The sequence below is a fragment of the Micromonospora vulcania genome (genome assembly GCF_042658605.1).
In the GTDB taxonomy this organism is placed as follows: Bacteria; Actinomycetota; Actinomycetes; order Mycobacteriales; family Micromonosporaceae; genus Micromonospora; species Micromonospora vulcania.
In genome coordinates, this window is sequence record NZ_JBHSQS010000008.1 from 116,191 (window position 1) to 131,010 (window position 14,820).

The following is a 14,820-nucleotide window of genomic DNA, read 5'->3' on the forward strand; positions in this document are numbered from 1 at the left end:
CAGATGGGTGCCGGTCACGGGCACGTGTTGTACCGGGAGGTCGAGTCTCCGGTGCACCGGCTCCCGCCCGAGGTCAAGATCGTGGCGATGGTGGTCTTCACCGTCGCCGTGGTGGCCACCCCACGTACGGCGTTCTGGGCCTTCGGCGCGTACGCCCTGCTGGTGGCGGTGGTGGCGGCGCTGGCCCGGGTGGGCCCGCGCTGGCTGCTCAGCCGGGCGTTGATCGAGGTGCCGTTCGTGCTGTTCGCGGTCGCGCTGCCGTTCCTCGGCGCGGGTGAACGCATCGAGGTGCTGGGGTTGCGGCTCTCCGAGGACGGGCTGCACGGCGCGTGGAACATCCTGGCCAAGGGCACCCTGGGCGTTCTCGCCTCGCTGCTGCTCGCCGCGACCACCACCACCCGGGACCTGATCGTCGGGTTGGACCGGCTGCGCTGCCCGCAGATGCTCACCCAGATCGCCACGTTCATGCTGCGCTACCTCGACGTGCTCATCGGCGAGGCGCGGCGTATGCGGGTGGCCCGGATCTCCCGGGGTGACGATCCGCGCTTCCTGTGGCAGTTGCGGGGCTTCGCCGCCGGGATCGGGGCGCTGTTCCTGCGCGCCTTCGAACGTGGCGAGCGGGTCTACCTGGCGATGCTGTCCCGGGGCTATTCCGGCCGGATGCCCGCGGTGTGGCAGGGCGACGGCGCGGCGACCGTCGGCCAGTGGCTGATCGCGGCGACCGTACCGGTGCTGGCGGCCTCCATCGCCGCCACCGCCGTCGTGCTGACATGATCGGAACCGTGCAGACCGCTGTCTCGCTGGACGTTCGTGGTGTCCGGTACGCGTACCCGGACGGGCACGTCGCCCTGCACGGGGTGGACCTGACCGTGCCGCGCGGCGACCGGGTGGCGCTGCTCGGGCCCAACGGCGCCGGCAAGACCACGCTGGTGCTGCACCTCAACGGCATCCTCACCCCGACCGAGGGCAGCGTGAGCGTCGGCGGGCTGACCGTCACGCCGGCCCGGGCCACGTTGGCCGAGGTGCGCCGCCGGGTGGGCATCGTCTTCCAGGACCCGGACGACCAGCTCTTCCTGCCCACCGTCGCGGAGGATGTCGCGTTCGGGCCGGCCAACCTGGGCCTGCGCGGGGCGGAGTTGGCCGCCCGGGTGGACGAGGCGCTCGCGGCGGTCGGCATGAGCGAGCACCGGGACCGCGCGCCGCAGCACCTCTCGTTCGGCCAGCGCCGCCGGGTGGCGGTGGCCACCGTTCTCGCCATGCACCCGGAGATCCTGGTGCTGGACGAGCCGTCGTCGAACCTGGACCCGGCGGCCCGGCGCGAGCTGGCCGAGATCCTGCGCGACCTGCCGGTCACCCTGCTGATGGTGACCCACGACCTGCCGTACGCGGCGGAGTTGTGCCCGCGTTCGGTGATCCTGGACGGTGGCCGGATCGTCGCCGACGCCACCACCCACGAGCTGCTGTCCGACGCCACCCTGCTGGCCCGCCACCGCCTGGAACTCCCGTACGGCTTCAGCCCCCCTCGGCCGTAGCCGCCCGCTCGACCCGTGGTGGTCGTGGGACGGCCCGGGAGGCGGCGTGCAGGCGCAGGACGCCGGCCGCCGTCGCGCCGGCGCCGGTGACGAGCGCCACCGCCACCATGACCCGGGCAATCTCGGGCGACCAGGGCACCGGTGCGACGGACCGGGCGAACACCGCGGCGTTCGCCACCCCGGCGAAGAGCGCCAGGCAGGCCCCGGCGAGCGCCACCGCGAAGTCGGCGGCCGGGCGGCGGGCCAGCGCGTAGCAGCCGGCGGCGATCGCGCCGAGGCCGGTGAGCAGCGACCAGATCTGCCCGGACAGCAGCCCGACCAGCACCGCGCCCACGCCCTGGGCGCCGGCGTCCACCTCCCGGCCCACCGGGTAGAGCACGGCGACCGCGCCGCCGACGACCAGCAGCGCGCCGAGCGCGGAGAACGCCCGGGCTCCGGCCGGCGCGGCGGCGGCGAGCAGGCCGAGCGCGCCGACCGCGAGTAGGCCGACGATGGTCACCGCCCACCAGGTGTACGCGTCCGGCGGCGGCACCCAGTCCAGGGTGCCGCGGATCTGCACCGGGTCGGCGCCGTCGCGCAGCGGGATCGCCCAGTCCCGGACCCGGTGCTCCCGATCGGGCGCGGCGCGTACCACGTCGGGCGGTGTCGACTCCTGCCACAGTGCCCGCTGGTCGTGCCATCGCACCGTGGTTCCGTCGTCGATCCGCCGCCAGTCCGGCGGGGCCGCCGGGTCCGCCTCGGGTGGTAGCGAGGTGTCCCCGGTGATGGTGCGGTTCAGGTACGTGGCGGGGGACCGGCCGTTCTCGAAGACCCCGTCCGGGCCGACCCGCAGGTACGGCTCGCCGGAGTAACCGATGATCTCGATCGGGCGACCGGTGCGGTTGGTCAGCTCCAGGCGGGCGCCCGCCTCGATCACCCGTACCTCCAGCCGAGGGCGGGCCGGCGCGACGCCGGTGGTGCGGGTGCGGTAGTCGGTGCCGTCCGGCGCGTCCGCGCCGTGCGCGGCGGCGGGCGCCGCGGTCAGCAGGGTCGCCGCGCAGGTGGCGGTGGCGACCAGGCCGACCCGACCCAGGAGGGTACGGATCACTTGCCGGCCGCCGCCACGGCTGCGGTGAGACCCTCCGGGCTGCGGTCCTCGACCGGCTTGCCGTTGATCAGGATGGTCGGTGTGCCGGTGACGGTGTCCCGGCTTGCCTGGTCGGTGACGTGCTCGGTCCACGTGCGGTACGTCTGGTCCTTGACGCAGCCGCCGAACGAGCCCTGGTCGAGCCCGACGCCGGTGCCGATGCTGATCAGCTCGTCGTCGGTGAGCCCGGCGCTGCCCTCCGGCGGCTGCTTGTCGAAGAGCGCCTTGGCGTACTCGCGGAACTTGCCGCCGGCCGCCGCGCAGCCGGAGGCGGCCGAGGAGCGGGTGGAGTACTCGGTGGTGGAGAAGCGATTGAGGAACGCCACCGGGTGGTAGACGACCTTCGCCTTGTTCTCGGCCACCAGTTGCTCCAGAGTCGCCCCGCTGGCCTGCTCGAACTGTTTGCAGACCGGGCAGAGGAAGTCCTCGTAGACGTCCACGGTGACCGGGCCGCCGCCGGTGACGATGCCGGTGCCGGCGTCGTTGGCGCCGGGCGGGGTGGTGAAGCTGTCCGACCGTTGACTGGACCACACGCTCCAGCCGATCACGCCGGCGATGATCAGCACGACCACCGCGGCGGCGGAGACCCAGATCGTGCGCCGACGTCGGCGTTCGCGGGCCAGCTGCTGACGGACCACCCTGGCCGCGTCCCGTTGCCCCTTGCGACTACTCATCCTCGTCCTCCACGACGGGTTCACCGGACAGCCACCCGTCCACCGAGACGGGCGTACGCGGCCAAATAAGCAGGAAACCGGACAGCACCAAGAATCCCAGGTCGCGGAGGATCTCCGGCAGGTAACTGGGGGCCTGCCCCTCGGCGAGTTGGCCGCCGCTGCCGAAGCAGCCACAGTCGATGGCCAGGCCGCGCGCCCAGGCCGAGGAGATCCCCACGATGAAGACGACCAGCAGTGCGGCGGAGACCCCCGCGCCGAGCCGGGTGGCCAGCCCGAGCAGCACGAGCACGCCCAGCGCCAGTTCGACGAAGGGCAGCGCCGCCCCGATCACGGTCGCCACGTCGTACGGCATCACCTGGTAGGCGTTGACGGCCCGGCCGGACGCGGCCAGGTCGCCGACCTTCGACGCGCCGGCGACCAGCCAGACGGCGGCGAGGCCGAGTCGGGCCGCGACGCCGAGCCACGGGCGGACGGTGGGCCAGCGGGCGGCCCGGGTGGGAGGTGCTGTCACGCTCATTTGTCGTCCCATCTCCGCCGGAAGTTCCGGGCTCAGCCGGTCAGCGCGTCGCCGACCGCCTCGACCAGCTCGTCGCGGGCCCGGGCGACCCGGGAGCGGATGGTGCCCACCGGCACTCCCTCGACGGCGGCGGCCTCGGCGTACGACAGGCCGAGCAGTTGGGTGAGCACGAACGCGGCGCGCCGCTCGGGGCTCAGCCGGCGGACCAGGTCGGCGGCCCCGAAGTGCCCGGCCGGGTCCGGGTGCGGGCGGTCGGTGTAGGCGTTGGCCGTCAGCCGCTCGTCGAGCCGGCGACGGCGGATCACCGTGCGCAGGTGGTCGGCGCAGGCCCGTCGGGCGATGCCGAGCAGCCAGGTACGGGCGCTGGACCGACCCTCGAACGCGGGCAGCGCCCGGAACGCTCGCAGGTAGGTCTCCTGCGTCAGATCGTCGGCGCTGTCCGGGTCGACCAGGGCGGCGGCGAAGCGCCAGACCTCGACCTGGGTCAGTCGGACGAACGCGGCCTGGGCGGCCGGGTCGCCGTCGCGGGCGGTCAACGCCCACTCGGTGGCCGGGTCCCGGGCGACGCCTTCGGCCGGGTCAGCCGGACCGGCGGCTCCGGTGTCGCGCGGGGCGGGGATCACGACAAACCAGGTTACGCGGCGCCCGGCGCGGTGACAGGGTCCTTCGGCCTCTGGATGGTCTGCGCCACGTCGGGAACTTTTCCCCGCCGTCGGTCGACTACCCCGTCATGACATGCGACCTCGTACGCGCGGCGCTGTCGGCGAGGCTGGACGGGGAGGACCCGCAGGCGTCGCCGTCGGTGCTGGACGCGCACACCGCCACCTGCACCGACTGCCGAGCCTGGCTGGCCCGCGCGGAGCAGGTGACCCGGCTGGTCCGGGTGCAGCAGGTGGAGGTGCCCGATCTCACCGCGGCGGTGCTGGCCGCGTTGGCCGCCGATCCCGCCCACCGCGGCCCGGCCGCGATCCGGCAGGCCCGCCGGCAGGTGCTGCGGATCGCGGTGGCGGTCGCCGCCGTGGCCCAGTTGGCCATCGCCCTGCCGATCCTGCTCGCCGGGCTGGGTGTGTCGGTGGACCCGCACACCGGCCGCGAGATGGCGTCGTTCGACGTGGCACTGGCGGTGGGCTTCGTGCTGGCCGCCTGGCGACCCGAGCGGGCCCGGGCGTTCCTGCCGGTGGCCCTGGTGCTGGCGGTCTGCCTGGCCGGCACGAGCGTGGTGGACATCGCCAACTCGACCACCGCACTGGTGCACGAGGTCGGCCACCTGGCCGCCGTCGTCCAGGCGGGCCTGCTGTGGGCACTGGGCCGCACCAGCGGGGACGACCGGCCGCTCGCGCCGGCGTTGGCGGGGCGCGGGTGAGCGACTCACCCCACTCGGGTCGCCGAGATCCACTCCGGTCGGCGAGCATGGCCGGTATGACTGTCGCCCCCCGCCGCTGGCTCGCCCGGTTGGCCGCCACCGCCGGCCTCCTGGTCACCGTCGTCGTCCTGCTGATCGCCCCGGCCACGCCCGCCAGCGCCCACGCGGTGCTGGAGAGCAGCAGCCCGGCCGCCTCGGCGGTGGTGCCGGAGGGCCCGGCCGAGGTGGTCCTGACGTTCAGTGAGTCGGTACGCAAGGTCCCCGGCAAGATCCGGATCATCGCACCGGACGGCTCCCGGGCCGACCGCGGTGAGCCGAGCTTCGACGGAGGCGCGGTGACCATCCCGGTGGACCCGGCCGGGCCGCGCGGCACCTACCTGGTCAGCTTCCGGGTGATCTCCGCGGACAGCCACCCGGTCTCCGGCGCGTTCACCTACTCGGTGGGTGCGCCCTCGACGCCCCCGGTCGACTCCGGCGAGGACAGCAGCCGGGCCGACCCGGTGGTGGGCACCGGGGTGAAGGTGGCTCGTTTCCTCGGCTACGCCGGACTGGTGCTGCTGGTCGGCCCGGCGCTGGTGCTGGCCGCGCTGTGGCCGCGCCGACTCTCCCGGCGCGGGCCGGCCCGACTGGCCTGGACGGGCCTCGGCCTGGTCGCCGTCGCCACCCTCGCCGATCTGTGGTTGCAGGTGCCGTACACCGCCGGCGGTGGTCTCTTCGAGGTGAGTGGCGAGGGCTTCGGCACCGTGTTCGGCAGCGCCTTCGGTGCCGCCCACCTGGTCCGTCTCGGCCTGCTGGCCGCCTCGGCGTTCCTGCTTCGGCCGCTGCTGGCCCGGCCCGCCGGCCGGACCGACGCGATCATCCTGGCCGTGCTCGGTGGGGCCGCGCTGCTGACCTGGCCGCTGGCCGGGCACCCGGCCGCCTCCCCGGCACCGGCCGTCTCGGTGGTGGTCGACGCCGTGCACCTGGGCAGCATGGCGGTCTGGCTGGGCGGCCTGCTGATGCTCGGTGCCTTCCTGCTGCGCCAGGCCGACGAACGCGAGCTGGGCGCGATCCTGCCGATCTGGTCGCGCTGGGCGGCGCTCGCCGTCTCGGCCCTGCTGCTGGCCGGCACCGTCCAGGCGCTGATCGAGGTGGCCACCCCGGACGCGCTGTTCAGCACCACGTACGGACGACTGCTGCTGGCCAAGATCGGGCTGTTCGCGCTGGTGATCGCCGTGGCCGCGTACTCCCGGCAGTTGGTCCGTCGGCGCGTCGCGGCGCAGCGGCCGGTGCCGGTGCGCAGGGCGGTCTGGGTGGAGCTGGCCGTCACCGCGGTGGTGCTGGGTCTGTCCGCGACGTTGGTGCAGACCACTCCCGCGCGCACCGCTGTGGCCGAGTCGTCCGAGGCCGACTCCCGGCTCTTCTCGACCACCCTGACCAGCCCGCTCTACGTCCTTCAGGTCGAGCTGGAGCCGGCCCAGCGGGGCAACAACTCGATGCACCTGTACGCGTACACCAAGGACGACAACCGGCCGTTGCCGGTGGCGGAGTGGCGGGCCACCGCCGCGCTGCCGTCGGCCGGGATCGAGCCGATCGAGGTCCCGCTGCTGCCGTTGTCGGACAGCCACGCCTACGGGGACATCAGCCTGCCCGCCGCCGGCGACTGGCAGTTGAGCATCACCGTCCGTACGTCCGACATCGACGAGGCCACGGTGACCGCCACCGTGCCCATCCGTTAGAGAGGTTCCTGACAGCCATGACCCGTATCCGGCGCACCGCATCCGCTGCCGCAGCCCTGGCGTTCACCGCCGTCGCCACCGCCGTGCTCGGCTTCGCCGGGCCTGCGTCCGCCCACGTCACCGTGAACCCGAAGGAGGCCGTCCAGGGCGGCTACGGGCGGTTCGCGTTCCGGGTGCCCAACGAGAGCGACGGCGCGTCGACCACCAAGCTGGAGGTGGTGCTGCCGGAGAACGCTCCGGTCGGCTCGGTGTCGACCATGCCGGTCCCCGGGTGGACGGTGGCGGTCGAGAAGCGCAAGGTGGACCCGCCGATCGATGTGCACGGCAGCCAGCTCACCGAGGCGGTCGCCAAGCTGACCTGGACGGCCACCGGCGACGCCGCGATCAAGCCGGGTCAGTTCCAGGAGTTCCCGGTCTCGCTGGGTCCGCTGCCGAAGGTCGACACGATGGTCTTCAAGACCCTGCAGACCTACTCGGACGGCAACGTGGTGCGCTGGATCCAGGAGCCGACCCCGGGTGCTGAGCCGGAGAAGCCCGCGCCGGTGCTCACCCTGACCGCCGCCGCGCCGTCGGGTTCGCCCGCGCCGGCGGCTGCGGCCGTGGCGACGACCGACGACGACGATGACGACGACGAGGGCAACGGCGCCGCGATCGGCCTCGGTGTCGCCGGTCTCGTCGCCGGCCTGGCCGGTCTGGTGCTGGGCGGGCTGGCGTTCACCCGTACCCGCCGGGAGCCGGTGGCCAAGCCCTGACCCGTCGTACCCCGCTGGCCCGCCGGAGCATCCGGCGGGCCAGCGCGCTTTCGGCTGTGCCATGAATATCCGCAGATCAAACGGCATACGTCGGTAAGGTCTGCCGGGTACCTGGCTACGGAGGGAGACGGAGCGGATGCGGTTCGTGCGGGCGATCGCCGGAGTGCTGCTGTTGGTCATCGGGATTCCGGCGCTGTTCGCCGGTGGAGCACTCTGGCTGGTGACCCGGCACGCCGATCCCGGCGGGACGTTCACCGCCCGGTTCGAGACCATCCGTACGCCTGGTCACGCGGTCGTGGTCACCGACCTCGACCGGCTGCTGCGGCAGGAGGTGCCGTTCGCCCGTACCGCGCAGACCCGACTCCGGTTGGAGGCCCGCACGCCGGACGGCCCGGCCTTCGTCGGCCTGGCGTCCACCGCCGAGGTGCGGCGCTGGCTGGAGCCGGTCCCGCACGCCGCCGTCCGCCGGGTGGCGCTGGCCCGGGGGCCGCTGCCGGTCCGGCTGGACCCGGCCGGCCCGGCCGCCGAGGCCCCGGCCACCGCCGGGGAGGTCACCCCGCTGGGTCGCCCCTTCTGGGTACGCGAGGGGATCGGCGCTCTGGAGTGGAGCGCGGACGATCTGGCCGGCGAGCCGATGAGTCTGGTGGTGATGCGCCCGGACGGCGGTGACGACCTGGCCCTGGATCTGCGCGCCGAGCTGCGGGCCGGCTGGACCGGCCCGGCCACCTGGGGGCTGCTGGCTGTGGGTGTGCTGCTGGTGGTGTGCGCGGTGCTGCTCCTGCTGCGACCGCTGCGCCCGCGCGAGGTGGTCTTCGTGGTCGAGCCGGATCAGGTGCCGGTGCTCGCCGGCCGGCTCGGCGTCACGTCGTTGACCGGCCTGGGCGGCCTGCCCGCTGGCCGCCTCGGACCCGAGGGCCCGGACGATGGGGGTGCGGGAGACGGCGAGTGGCCCTCCGCGCTGCCGACGCGGAGGGCCACCTTCACCGGGGGATCGGTGCTACCCGAGCGACGCTTGAGGTAGATGAGACCAGATTAGCGCCGAAGGCGGCTACTGGGGAGATCTGTCCATTTGGTGCGACTTTTCCCTCGGCTGGCTCGGCCGGACCGGCAGGACCACCAGCAGGAGCAGACTGAGCAGCACATAGCCGTTGCGGAGGACGAAGTCCAGCGGGTCGTCGGTGCGCACCGGGGCCACCCCCCATTTCTGGAACGACACCATGCCATAGACGATCAGGGCGGTGGTGCCCACCGCGAGTCCGGCCAGCCACTGTCGCCGACGGAAATCGTCCGGGCGGTCGGCCCGCAGCGCCGCGTCCACCAGGAGCACCACCGCCGGCACGAACCAGTAGATGTGGTGGGTCCAGGTGATCGGGCTGACCAGAGCGCCGACCAACCCGGTCAGGGTCAGGCCGGTCACCAGGTCACCGGCCCGGGTGGCGCGGACCGCCCGCCACAGCCCATAGCCGGCCACCACGGCGACCACCAGCAGCCAGATCAGCCGGTCCGGCTTTTCCGGCGCGGTGAACCGGCTGAGCAGCCCGAAGAGTGACTGGTTGCCGGTGTAGTCGGTGCGACCGACCCGGTCGTTGTCCCACAGCTCCCGGGTCCAAAACCGCCACGAGGCGCTGGGTGCGACCGCCGCCGCGAGCAGGGTCGCCGCCGCGGCGGTCGCGCTCGCCACCACCGCGGCCCGCCATCGTCGGGTGGCCAGCAGGTAGACGATGAAGATGCCCGGAAAGAGCTTGAGCGCCGTCGCCAGCCCGATGCCGACCCCGGCCCAGCGCCGCCCCTGCGGTACGGCGAACAACAGGTCGGCCAGGATCAGCACGACCAGCAGCATGTTGATCTGCCCGAAGGTGATCGTCTCGCGGGTGCTCTCCACCGCCAGCACCAGCAGCACGGCGACGGTCAGGGTGAACGTGCGCGGCAGGTCGTGCCGGGCGATCACCGGCGTCACCAGCCAGCGGGTGGTCACCACCACCGCCAGCACGGTGAGCAGTGTGAAGATCGCCACGGTGGCGCCGAGCCGGATCAGTCCGAACGGCCAGAGCAGCAGCGCGCTGAACGGCGGATAGGTGAAGTACAGCTCGCCCTGCACCCGGTCCGGCTGGACGTAGTCGTAGAGCGGGTTGCCCGCGCGCCACCAGTCCATCGCCGACATGTAGATCTTCAGGTCGAAGAAGTTGTGCACCCGGCCGGGCAGGTAGAGGGCCGGTAGCACGGCGACCAGCGCCACGATCGCGACCAGCCGACGGACCGTACGGCCGCCGGGATCGTCGTCGGTGACGGCGGGCGGTGCGACTGGTTCGGCTGGCACTTGAGAAACCCTAGCGGGCCGCTCCGGTGAGAGCGCGCAGCCGCGGGTCGTGTGCTGCGCGTAGGCTGTCCCGGTGGCTGATCTTCTCGTCTGGATCGACTGTGAGATGACCGGGTTGGATCTCGGCAGCGACAAGCTGATCGAGGTTGCGGCACTGGTCACCGATCCAGACCTCAACGTGCTGGGTGACGGGGTCGACGTGGTGATCCACGCCGATGAGGCCGCGTTGGAGGCGATGCCGGAGATCGTCCAGAAGATGCACGCCAAGTCCGGCCTGACCGAGGAGGTCCGCCGCTCCGCGGTGACCCTCGCCGAGGCGGAGGACCTGGTTCTGGATTACGTCCGCAGTTTCGTCAAGGATCCGCGTACCGCGCCGCTCTGCGGCAACTCGATCGGCACCGACCGGGGTTTCATCGCCCGGGACATGCCCCGCCTGGACGCGCACCTGCACTACCGGATGATCGACGTCTCGTCGATCAAGGAGCTGTGCCGCCGCTGGTACCCCCGGGTGTACTTCGGTCAGCCCCAGAAGGGCCTGGCGCACCGGGCGCTGGCCGACATCCGGGAGAGCATCCGGGAGTTGGAGTACTACCGGCGGACGATCTTCGTCCCGCTGCCCGGCCCGGACGTGGAGACCGCCAAGGGCATCGCCGCCGAGCTCTGACCCGCACGGCTCGCACCCGGGAACCCGCTGGACGCGGTCAGCCGTGGTGTGGCTATTATTGGTCCGCACCCCGCCCGGGGCTATCGACCGGGCGACGGCGGCATGGTGGCTGTAGCTCAGTTGGCAGAGCACCGGGTTGTGGTCCCGGTTGTCGTGGGTTCAATTCCCATCAGTCACCCAGCTAGTGGATCTACGTATCCGCTGATCAGGCCCCCTCCGAGGAGGGGGCCTGAGTCGTTTTAGGGGCGTGGTAGGGGCATCTTGTGGGGCTAGACGAAAGCCCCCTCCGTAAGGAGGGGGCTTTCGTCGTACTCGACTGATCAGGCGGTCGGCGTGGGCGTCGGGGTCTCGGCGCCCGGGGACGGCGAGGCGTCCGGGTCGGCCGGCGGCTCGTACGGCAGGGCGCTGCCCTTGACGTACTCGTCCCAGCTCATGTTCCAGTCGGTCCAGCCGTTGCCGTTCTGCAGCTTGCGCTCGGTGCCCTTGACCGTGATCGGGTCGCCGACCTGGGTGTTCTTGAACAGCCAGTCGCCGTTGGCCATCGACACGTTTACGCAGCCGTGTGAGACGTTGGTGGTGCCCTGCTGGCCTTCGGACCAGGGGGCCGCGTGGATGAACTCCCCACCCCAGGTGAGTCGCTGGGCGAAGTCAATCTTGGTGCGGTAGCCCTCCTCCGGGCCCAGCTCCTCCATGGTGTCGAAGACCGTCTTGCGCAGCTTCTCGATCACCACCATGGTCCCGCTGGACGACGGGGTGCTCTTCTTGCCGAGGCTGACCGGGATGGTCTTGATCACGGAGCCGTTCTTGGTCACCGTCATCCGCTTGGTCTTGTTGTCCACCGTCATGATCAGCGAGGGGCCGATCTTGACGTCTACGGTGAGGTCGGCGCGGCCGTAGTAGCCGTCACCCATCGGCAGCCCGCCGGCCTGCACCCGGTAGGAGACCTTGGTGTTGGCCTTCCAGAACTCCTTCGGCCGATACCGGATCTCGGTGGGGCTGACCCAGTGCCAGATGCCCTCCTGGGCCGGCGTCGAGGTCACCGTCATCCGGCGCTGCACGTCGTCGCGGTAGTCCTCCGGAACGGCCCGGCTGAACTTCACGATCAGCGGCATGCCGACACCGACCACCTGGTTGTCGCCGAGGAAGCTGCTCACCCGGATCTGCTTGGCCGGCTTGGCCATCGTGGTGAAGCTGCTGGTCGCGGTGGCCGGGCGGCCGTCGTCACCGGTCGCGGTCACGGTGGCCGTGTAGCTCGTGCCGTACTCCAGCGCCCCGGCGGGCAGCCAGGTCTTGCCGTCCTTGGCGAGGGTGCCCTCGACCGCCTTGCCGGCCGCGTCCTTGAGCTCGACGGTGGTCTCCGCGGCGTCCTTCGTGCTGAAGGTGATGCCGGTCGACGCCGGCACGTCCTTGGCATCGGTCGCCGGCTCACTGATGGTCGCCGCCGCCTTCGGCTCGGTGCTCTGGCCACCGCCCTGCCACGAGGACGGCTTGCCGCCGTCGCCGTTGGTACAGGCCGAGGTCAGGGCCATCGCCGCGGCGAGCAGCCCCGCCGCGAGCACGCGGCGTCGCCCACGGGGCCGGATCAGCTGGTCCTGGCTAGCTCGCATGATGTCCTCACAGTCGTGGTCCTGACCCATCGTCTCCTATTGACGCGCCAGGGCCGGTCCCGGTTGCCGAGCGTGAACCGGAACACGCCGACGATGATGCCGGAATTTTGCTACTATCCGGCGTTTCGTGAGCTTGGCTCGTCTGCGTACCGGGATCGAGGGGCCGCCGCGTCGCGGGCAGTGCAAGGGTACGCGCCGACCCGTAGCGTCCGACGGGCCGGCGCGACCGCGTTCGATGGCTCAGAGCGCCGGGCCGGAGCCGCCCGCGGGCACCGGCAGAGCGCTGCCCCTGATGTACTCCGACCAGCTCTGGCTCCACGCCGTCCAGCCGTTGCCGGCGGCGACCTTGCGTTCGGTGCCCTTGATCGTGATCGGGTCACCGATCCGGGTCTTGTCGAACAACCACCGGGCGTTGACCATCGACACGTTCACGCAGCCGTGCGAGACGTTCTGCCGCCCCTGCACGTGCTCGGACCAGGGCGCCGCGTGGATGTACTCGCCACCCCAGGTCAGCCGCTGCGCGAACTGGATGTCGGTGACGTACCGGTTGGCCGGGTCCGGGTCGTCGCGGGTGTCGAAGGTCGTGGCCTCCTTCTTCTCCATCACGACCATCGTGCCGCTGGAGGACGGGGTGCTCTTCTTGCCGAGGCTGACCGGCAGGGTGCGGACCACCGCGCCGTTCTCGTACACCGTCATCTTCTTGGTGGCGTTGTCGACCTTCATCTCGAACGACCGACCGATCTTGGCGGTGGCCTTGCGGTCGATGTCGCCGTACTTGCCGTTGCTCAGCGGCACCCCGGCCAGGGCGATCCGCACGGTGATGGTGGTGCCGGGCTTCCAGTACTCCGGCGCCCGGTAGTAGGCTTGCGTGCCGTTGTCGACCCAGTGCCAGGCACCCGGCTGCGGCGGGTCGGTCTTGACGAACATCCGCTTCTGCACCGCCGCGCGGTCCTTCTTCGGAATGCCGGGGTGGAACTCGGTGACCACCGGCATGGCCACCCCGTAGCTCTTGTCATCGAAGAGGTAGAGGCCGGACCCGATCGTCGACTTCGGCTTGGCCATCGTGGTGAAGCTGCTGGTGCCCTGACTGCTCGTCCCGTCCGAACCGGTCGCGGTCAGCGTGGCCGTGTAGCGGGTGCCGTACTTCAGCGGAGCGGACGGCACCCAGGCGGAGCCATCGGTACGCAGCTTCCCCTCGACCGCACCGCCGCTCGCTGCGGTCAGGGTGACCGAGGACACCTTCGCGCCGTCCGGGAGTTTCGTGCTGATCTCCGTACTCACCGGCTTGTTCTTCGTGCCGTCGGCCGGACTCAGCACCAGCGGCGGCCCACTCGGCGCCGCCGGCGACGAGGGGGCGGTCGTGCCGGGATCGGCTGCGGCGCTCGCCGCGGACCCACCGACGAACTCGGGCTTCTTCTCGTCGTCGCCGCACCCGGTCAGTGCCAGCGACGCCACCAGGGTCAGAGCGCCCACCAACGCCCCGGCCCGCGTGAACCCTGCCATCCCCACCTCTGTTCTCGCGTACCTGGCGGACATCGTGCACCATCATCGCCTCGGCGTACGGTCCCGCTGTTGACAGGCCGACCTTTTTGTGGGCTTTTGTCCGGTAAGCTCGACCGAAGGGGGGAGCCGGGTAACCGGATTGGAGCCCGGCTCAGAGGGGTGCTAATGTTCTCTCCGTTGCCAACGAGCGCCGCTAGCTCAATTGGCAGAGCAGCGGACTCTTAATCCGCGGGTTCGGGGTTCAAGTCCCTGGCGGCGCACCAACGATTTAGGTCCTGACCTGGTGGTTAATACTGGGTCGGGGCCTTTTCGTGTTTGAGGGCGATGGGTGGTCGCTCGATGGGTGCTCGGGAGCCGTTGTACCCGGCTGTCGTCCTATTGGATGCCTGGCTGTCGTCATGGACCCATGGGTCAGATGCCCGGCTGTTCTTCCCGTCGTACGCGGTCGAGGAACCTGTCGGCGTGGCGTCGGCTGGTGAGAGTGATCAGCCGGACGTGTGGCCCGTGATCGTGGAGCAGGCTTCGGATGCGAGGTCGCATGGTGTGCCGGTAGCTGACGATGTAGCGGACGAAGTTCCAGTTGATCCGGTCGTAGACGCCGTCGGCCTGGTGCTGGCCGCCGCGGTAGCGCCACCGTCGCTGGACGATGCCCCGCAGGCATGCGGCGGCGGGTAGGTCGAGGAAGATCACGGTGTCGGCGGCGGCGAGCCGGATGGGCAGGCTGCTGGCGTAGTTGCCCTCGATGATCCACCGCTCGCCGCTGACGAGCTTCTCCTGTTGGGCGACGAACTCGTTCCTGGGGAGCGGCGTCCAGTGCTCGTCGTAGTAGATCGCGTCGAGGTGGACCAGCGGTACGTCGAGGATCCGAGCGAGCCTCCTGGCAACGGTGGATTTGCCGCTGCCGCCGCAGCCGATGATGGCGATCCGATCCACGTCTTCCACGGTAGGGCCGAGGAGGTGCACTCCGGCGGAAGGAGGGTTAGCGGCGCTCGGATCCTGTGCTTCATCCATGAGGACATGGTGAGGGCCACGTCTGAACTATTCAGC

At 71.5% G+C, this 14,820-nt stretch carries 14 protein-coding genes, 2 tRNA genes and 1 pseudogene; 9 read left to right on the plus strand and 8 right to left on the minus strand.

Going from position 1 to position 14,820, the window contains the following annotated elements; genetic code table 11:
• The first annotated feature begins 3 nt into the window (after positions 1-3).
• Positions 4-774, plus strand: coding sequence for a cobalt ECF transporter T component CbiQ (cbiQ, locus tag ACFQGL_RS15450; RefSeq protein WP_377511977.1), 771 nt, complete (start codon positions 4-6; stop codon positions 772-774).
• Positions 771-1,532, plus strand: a complete 762-nt coding sequence (locus ACFQGL_RS15455) for an energy-coupling factor ABC transporter ATP-binding protein (RefSeq protein WP_377511980.1) — start codon at positions 771-773, stop codon at positions 1,530-1,532. Before cbiQ ends, ACFQGL_RS15455 begins: the two co-directional genes overlap by 4 nt.
• On the opposite strand, the gene ACFQGL_RS15460 is transcribed toward ACFQGL_RS15455, so the two are convergent.
• From ACFQGL_RS15460 to ACFQGL_RS15475, 4 genes are read right to left on the minus strand one after another with little or no spacing between them, the layout of a single operon-like run.
• Entirely contained in the window at positions 1,513-2,619 is a 1,107-nt protein-coding gene (locus ACFQGL_RS15460) for a hypothetical protein (RefSeq protein WP_377511983.1), read from the minus strand. The two genes, ACFQGL_RS15455 and ACFQGL_RS15460, sit on opposite strands and share 20 nt — an antisense overlap.
• A complete protein-coding gene (locus ACFQGL_RS15465) occupies positions 2,616-3,332 on the minus strand; it encodes a DsbA family protein (protein WP_377511986.1) in 717 nt (238 codons plus the stop codon). The genes ACFQGL_RS15460 and ACFQGL_RS15465 overlap by 4 nt, the downstream gene beginning before the upstream one ends.
• On the minus strand, positions 3,325-3,849 hold the full coding sequence (locus tag ACFQGL_RS15470; RefSeq protein ID WP_377511989.1) for a MauE/DoxX family redox-associated membrane protein: 525 nt from the start codon (positions 3,847-3,849) through the stop codon (positions 3,325-3,327). Before ACFQGL_RS15470 ends, ACFQGL_RS15465 begins: the two co-directional genes overlap by 8 nt.
• Before the next feature lie 32 nt (positions 3,850-3,881).
• On the minus strand, positions 3,882-4,472 hold the full coding sequence (locus tag ACFQGL_RS15475) for a sigma-70 family RNA polymerase sigma factor (protein ID WP_377511992.1): 591 nt from the start codon (positions 4,470-4,472) through the stop codon (positions 3,882-3,884).
• Positions 4,473-4,579: 107 nt separating this feature from the next.
• On the opposite strand from ACFQGL_RS15475, the gene ACFQGL_RS15480 reads away from it, so the two are divergent.
• The 4 genes and pseudogenes from ACFQGL_RS15480 to ACFQGL_RS15495 all read left to right on the plus strand — a co-directional run.
• The gene (locus ACFQGL_RS15480) at positions 4,580-5,212 is read left to right on the plus strand and encodes a zf-HC2 domain-containing protein (RefSeq protein ID WP_377511995.1); all 633 of its coding nucleotides are present in this window, start codon (positions 4,580-4,582) and stop codon (positions 5,210-5,212) included.
• A 47-nt stretch (positions 5,213-5,259) separates the two neighbouring features.
• Positions 5,260-6,930 carry a copper resistance CopC/CopD family protein gene (locus ACFQGL_RS15485; protein WP_377511998.1) on the plus strand — a complete coding sequence of 557 codons (1,671 nt, stop codon included), beginning with the start codon at positions 5,260-5,262 and terminating at the stop codon, positions 6,928-6,930.
• 17 nt (positions 6,931-6,947) lie between these two features.
• Positions 6,948-7,682 carry a YcnI family copper-binding membrane protein gene (locus tag ACFQGL_RS15490; RefSeq protein WP_377512001.1) on the plus strand — a complete coding sequence of 245 codons (735 nt, stop codon included), beginning with the start codon at positions 6,948-6,950 and terminating at the stop codon, positions 7,680-7,682.
• Between the two features lie 664 nt (positions 7,683-8,346).
• Positions 8,347-8,565 (plus strand): annotated as a pseudogene (locus tag ACFQGL_RS15495) (hypothetical protein); the annotation flags it as partial.
• A 165-nt stretch (positions 8,566-8,730) separates the two neighbouring features.
• Here the strand turns inward: ACFQGL_RS15495 and ACFQGL_RS15500 are convergent.
• Positions 8,731-9,999: a glycosyltransferase family 87 protein gene (locus ACFQGL_RS15500; RefSeq protein ID WP_377512004.1), complete on the minus strand. Its 1,269-nt coding sequence runs from the start codon at positions 9,997-9,999 to the stop codon at positions 8,731-8,733.
• A gap of 73 nt (positions 10,000-10,072) precedes the next feature.
• Here ACFQGL_RS15500 and orn point away from each other — a divergent pair, with 73 nt between their 5' ends.
• Both orn and ACFQGL_RS15510 read left to right on the plus strand, forming a co-directional pair.
• Positions 10,073-10,663: an oligoribonuclease gene (gene orn / locus ACFQGL_RS15505; RefSeq protein WP_377512007.1), complete on the plus strand. Its 591-nt coding sequence runs from the start codon at positions 10,073-10,075 to the stop codon at positions 10,661-10,663.
• Positions 10,664-10,768: 105 nt separating this feature from the next.
• Positions 10,769-10,841: transfer RNA gene (locus ACFQGL_RS15510), tRNA-His, on the plus strand.
• A gap of 142 nt (positions 10,842-10,983) precedes the next feature.
• Here ACFQGL_RS15510 and ACFQGL_RS15515 read toward each other — a convergent pair.
• The gene (locus ACFQGL_RS15515; RefSeq protein ID WP_377512010.1) at positions 10,984-12,270 is read right to left on the minus strand and encodes a L,D-transpeptidase; all 1,287 of its coding nucleotides are present in this window, start codon (positions 12,268-12,270) and stop codon (positions 10,984-10,986) included.
• A gap of 240 nt (positions 12,271-12,510) precedes the next feature.
• Positions 12,511-13,773 (minus strand): L,D-transpeptidase, encoded by a 1,263-nt coding sequence (locus ACFQGL_RS15520; protein WP_377512013.1) that lies wholly within the window; start codon positions 13,771-13,773, stop codon positions 12,511-12,513.
• A 187-nt stretch (positions 13,774-13,960) separates the two neighbouring features.
• Between ACFQGL_RS15520 and ACFQGL_RS15525 the strand changes: the two genes are divergently transcribed.
• Positions 13,961-14,036: transfer RNA gene (locus ACFQGL_RS15525), tRNA-Lys, on the plus strand.
• Positions 14,037-14,184: 148 nt separating this feature from the next.
• Here ACFQGL_RS15525 and ACFQGL_RS15530 read toward each other — a convergent pair.
• A complete protein-coding gene (locus ACFQGL_RS15530; protein WP_377512016.1) occupies positions 14,185-14,706 on the minus strand; it encodes a P-loop NTPase family protein in 522 nt (173 codons plus the stop codon).
• Between the last annotated feature and the right edge of the window lie 114 nt (positions 14,707-14,820).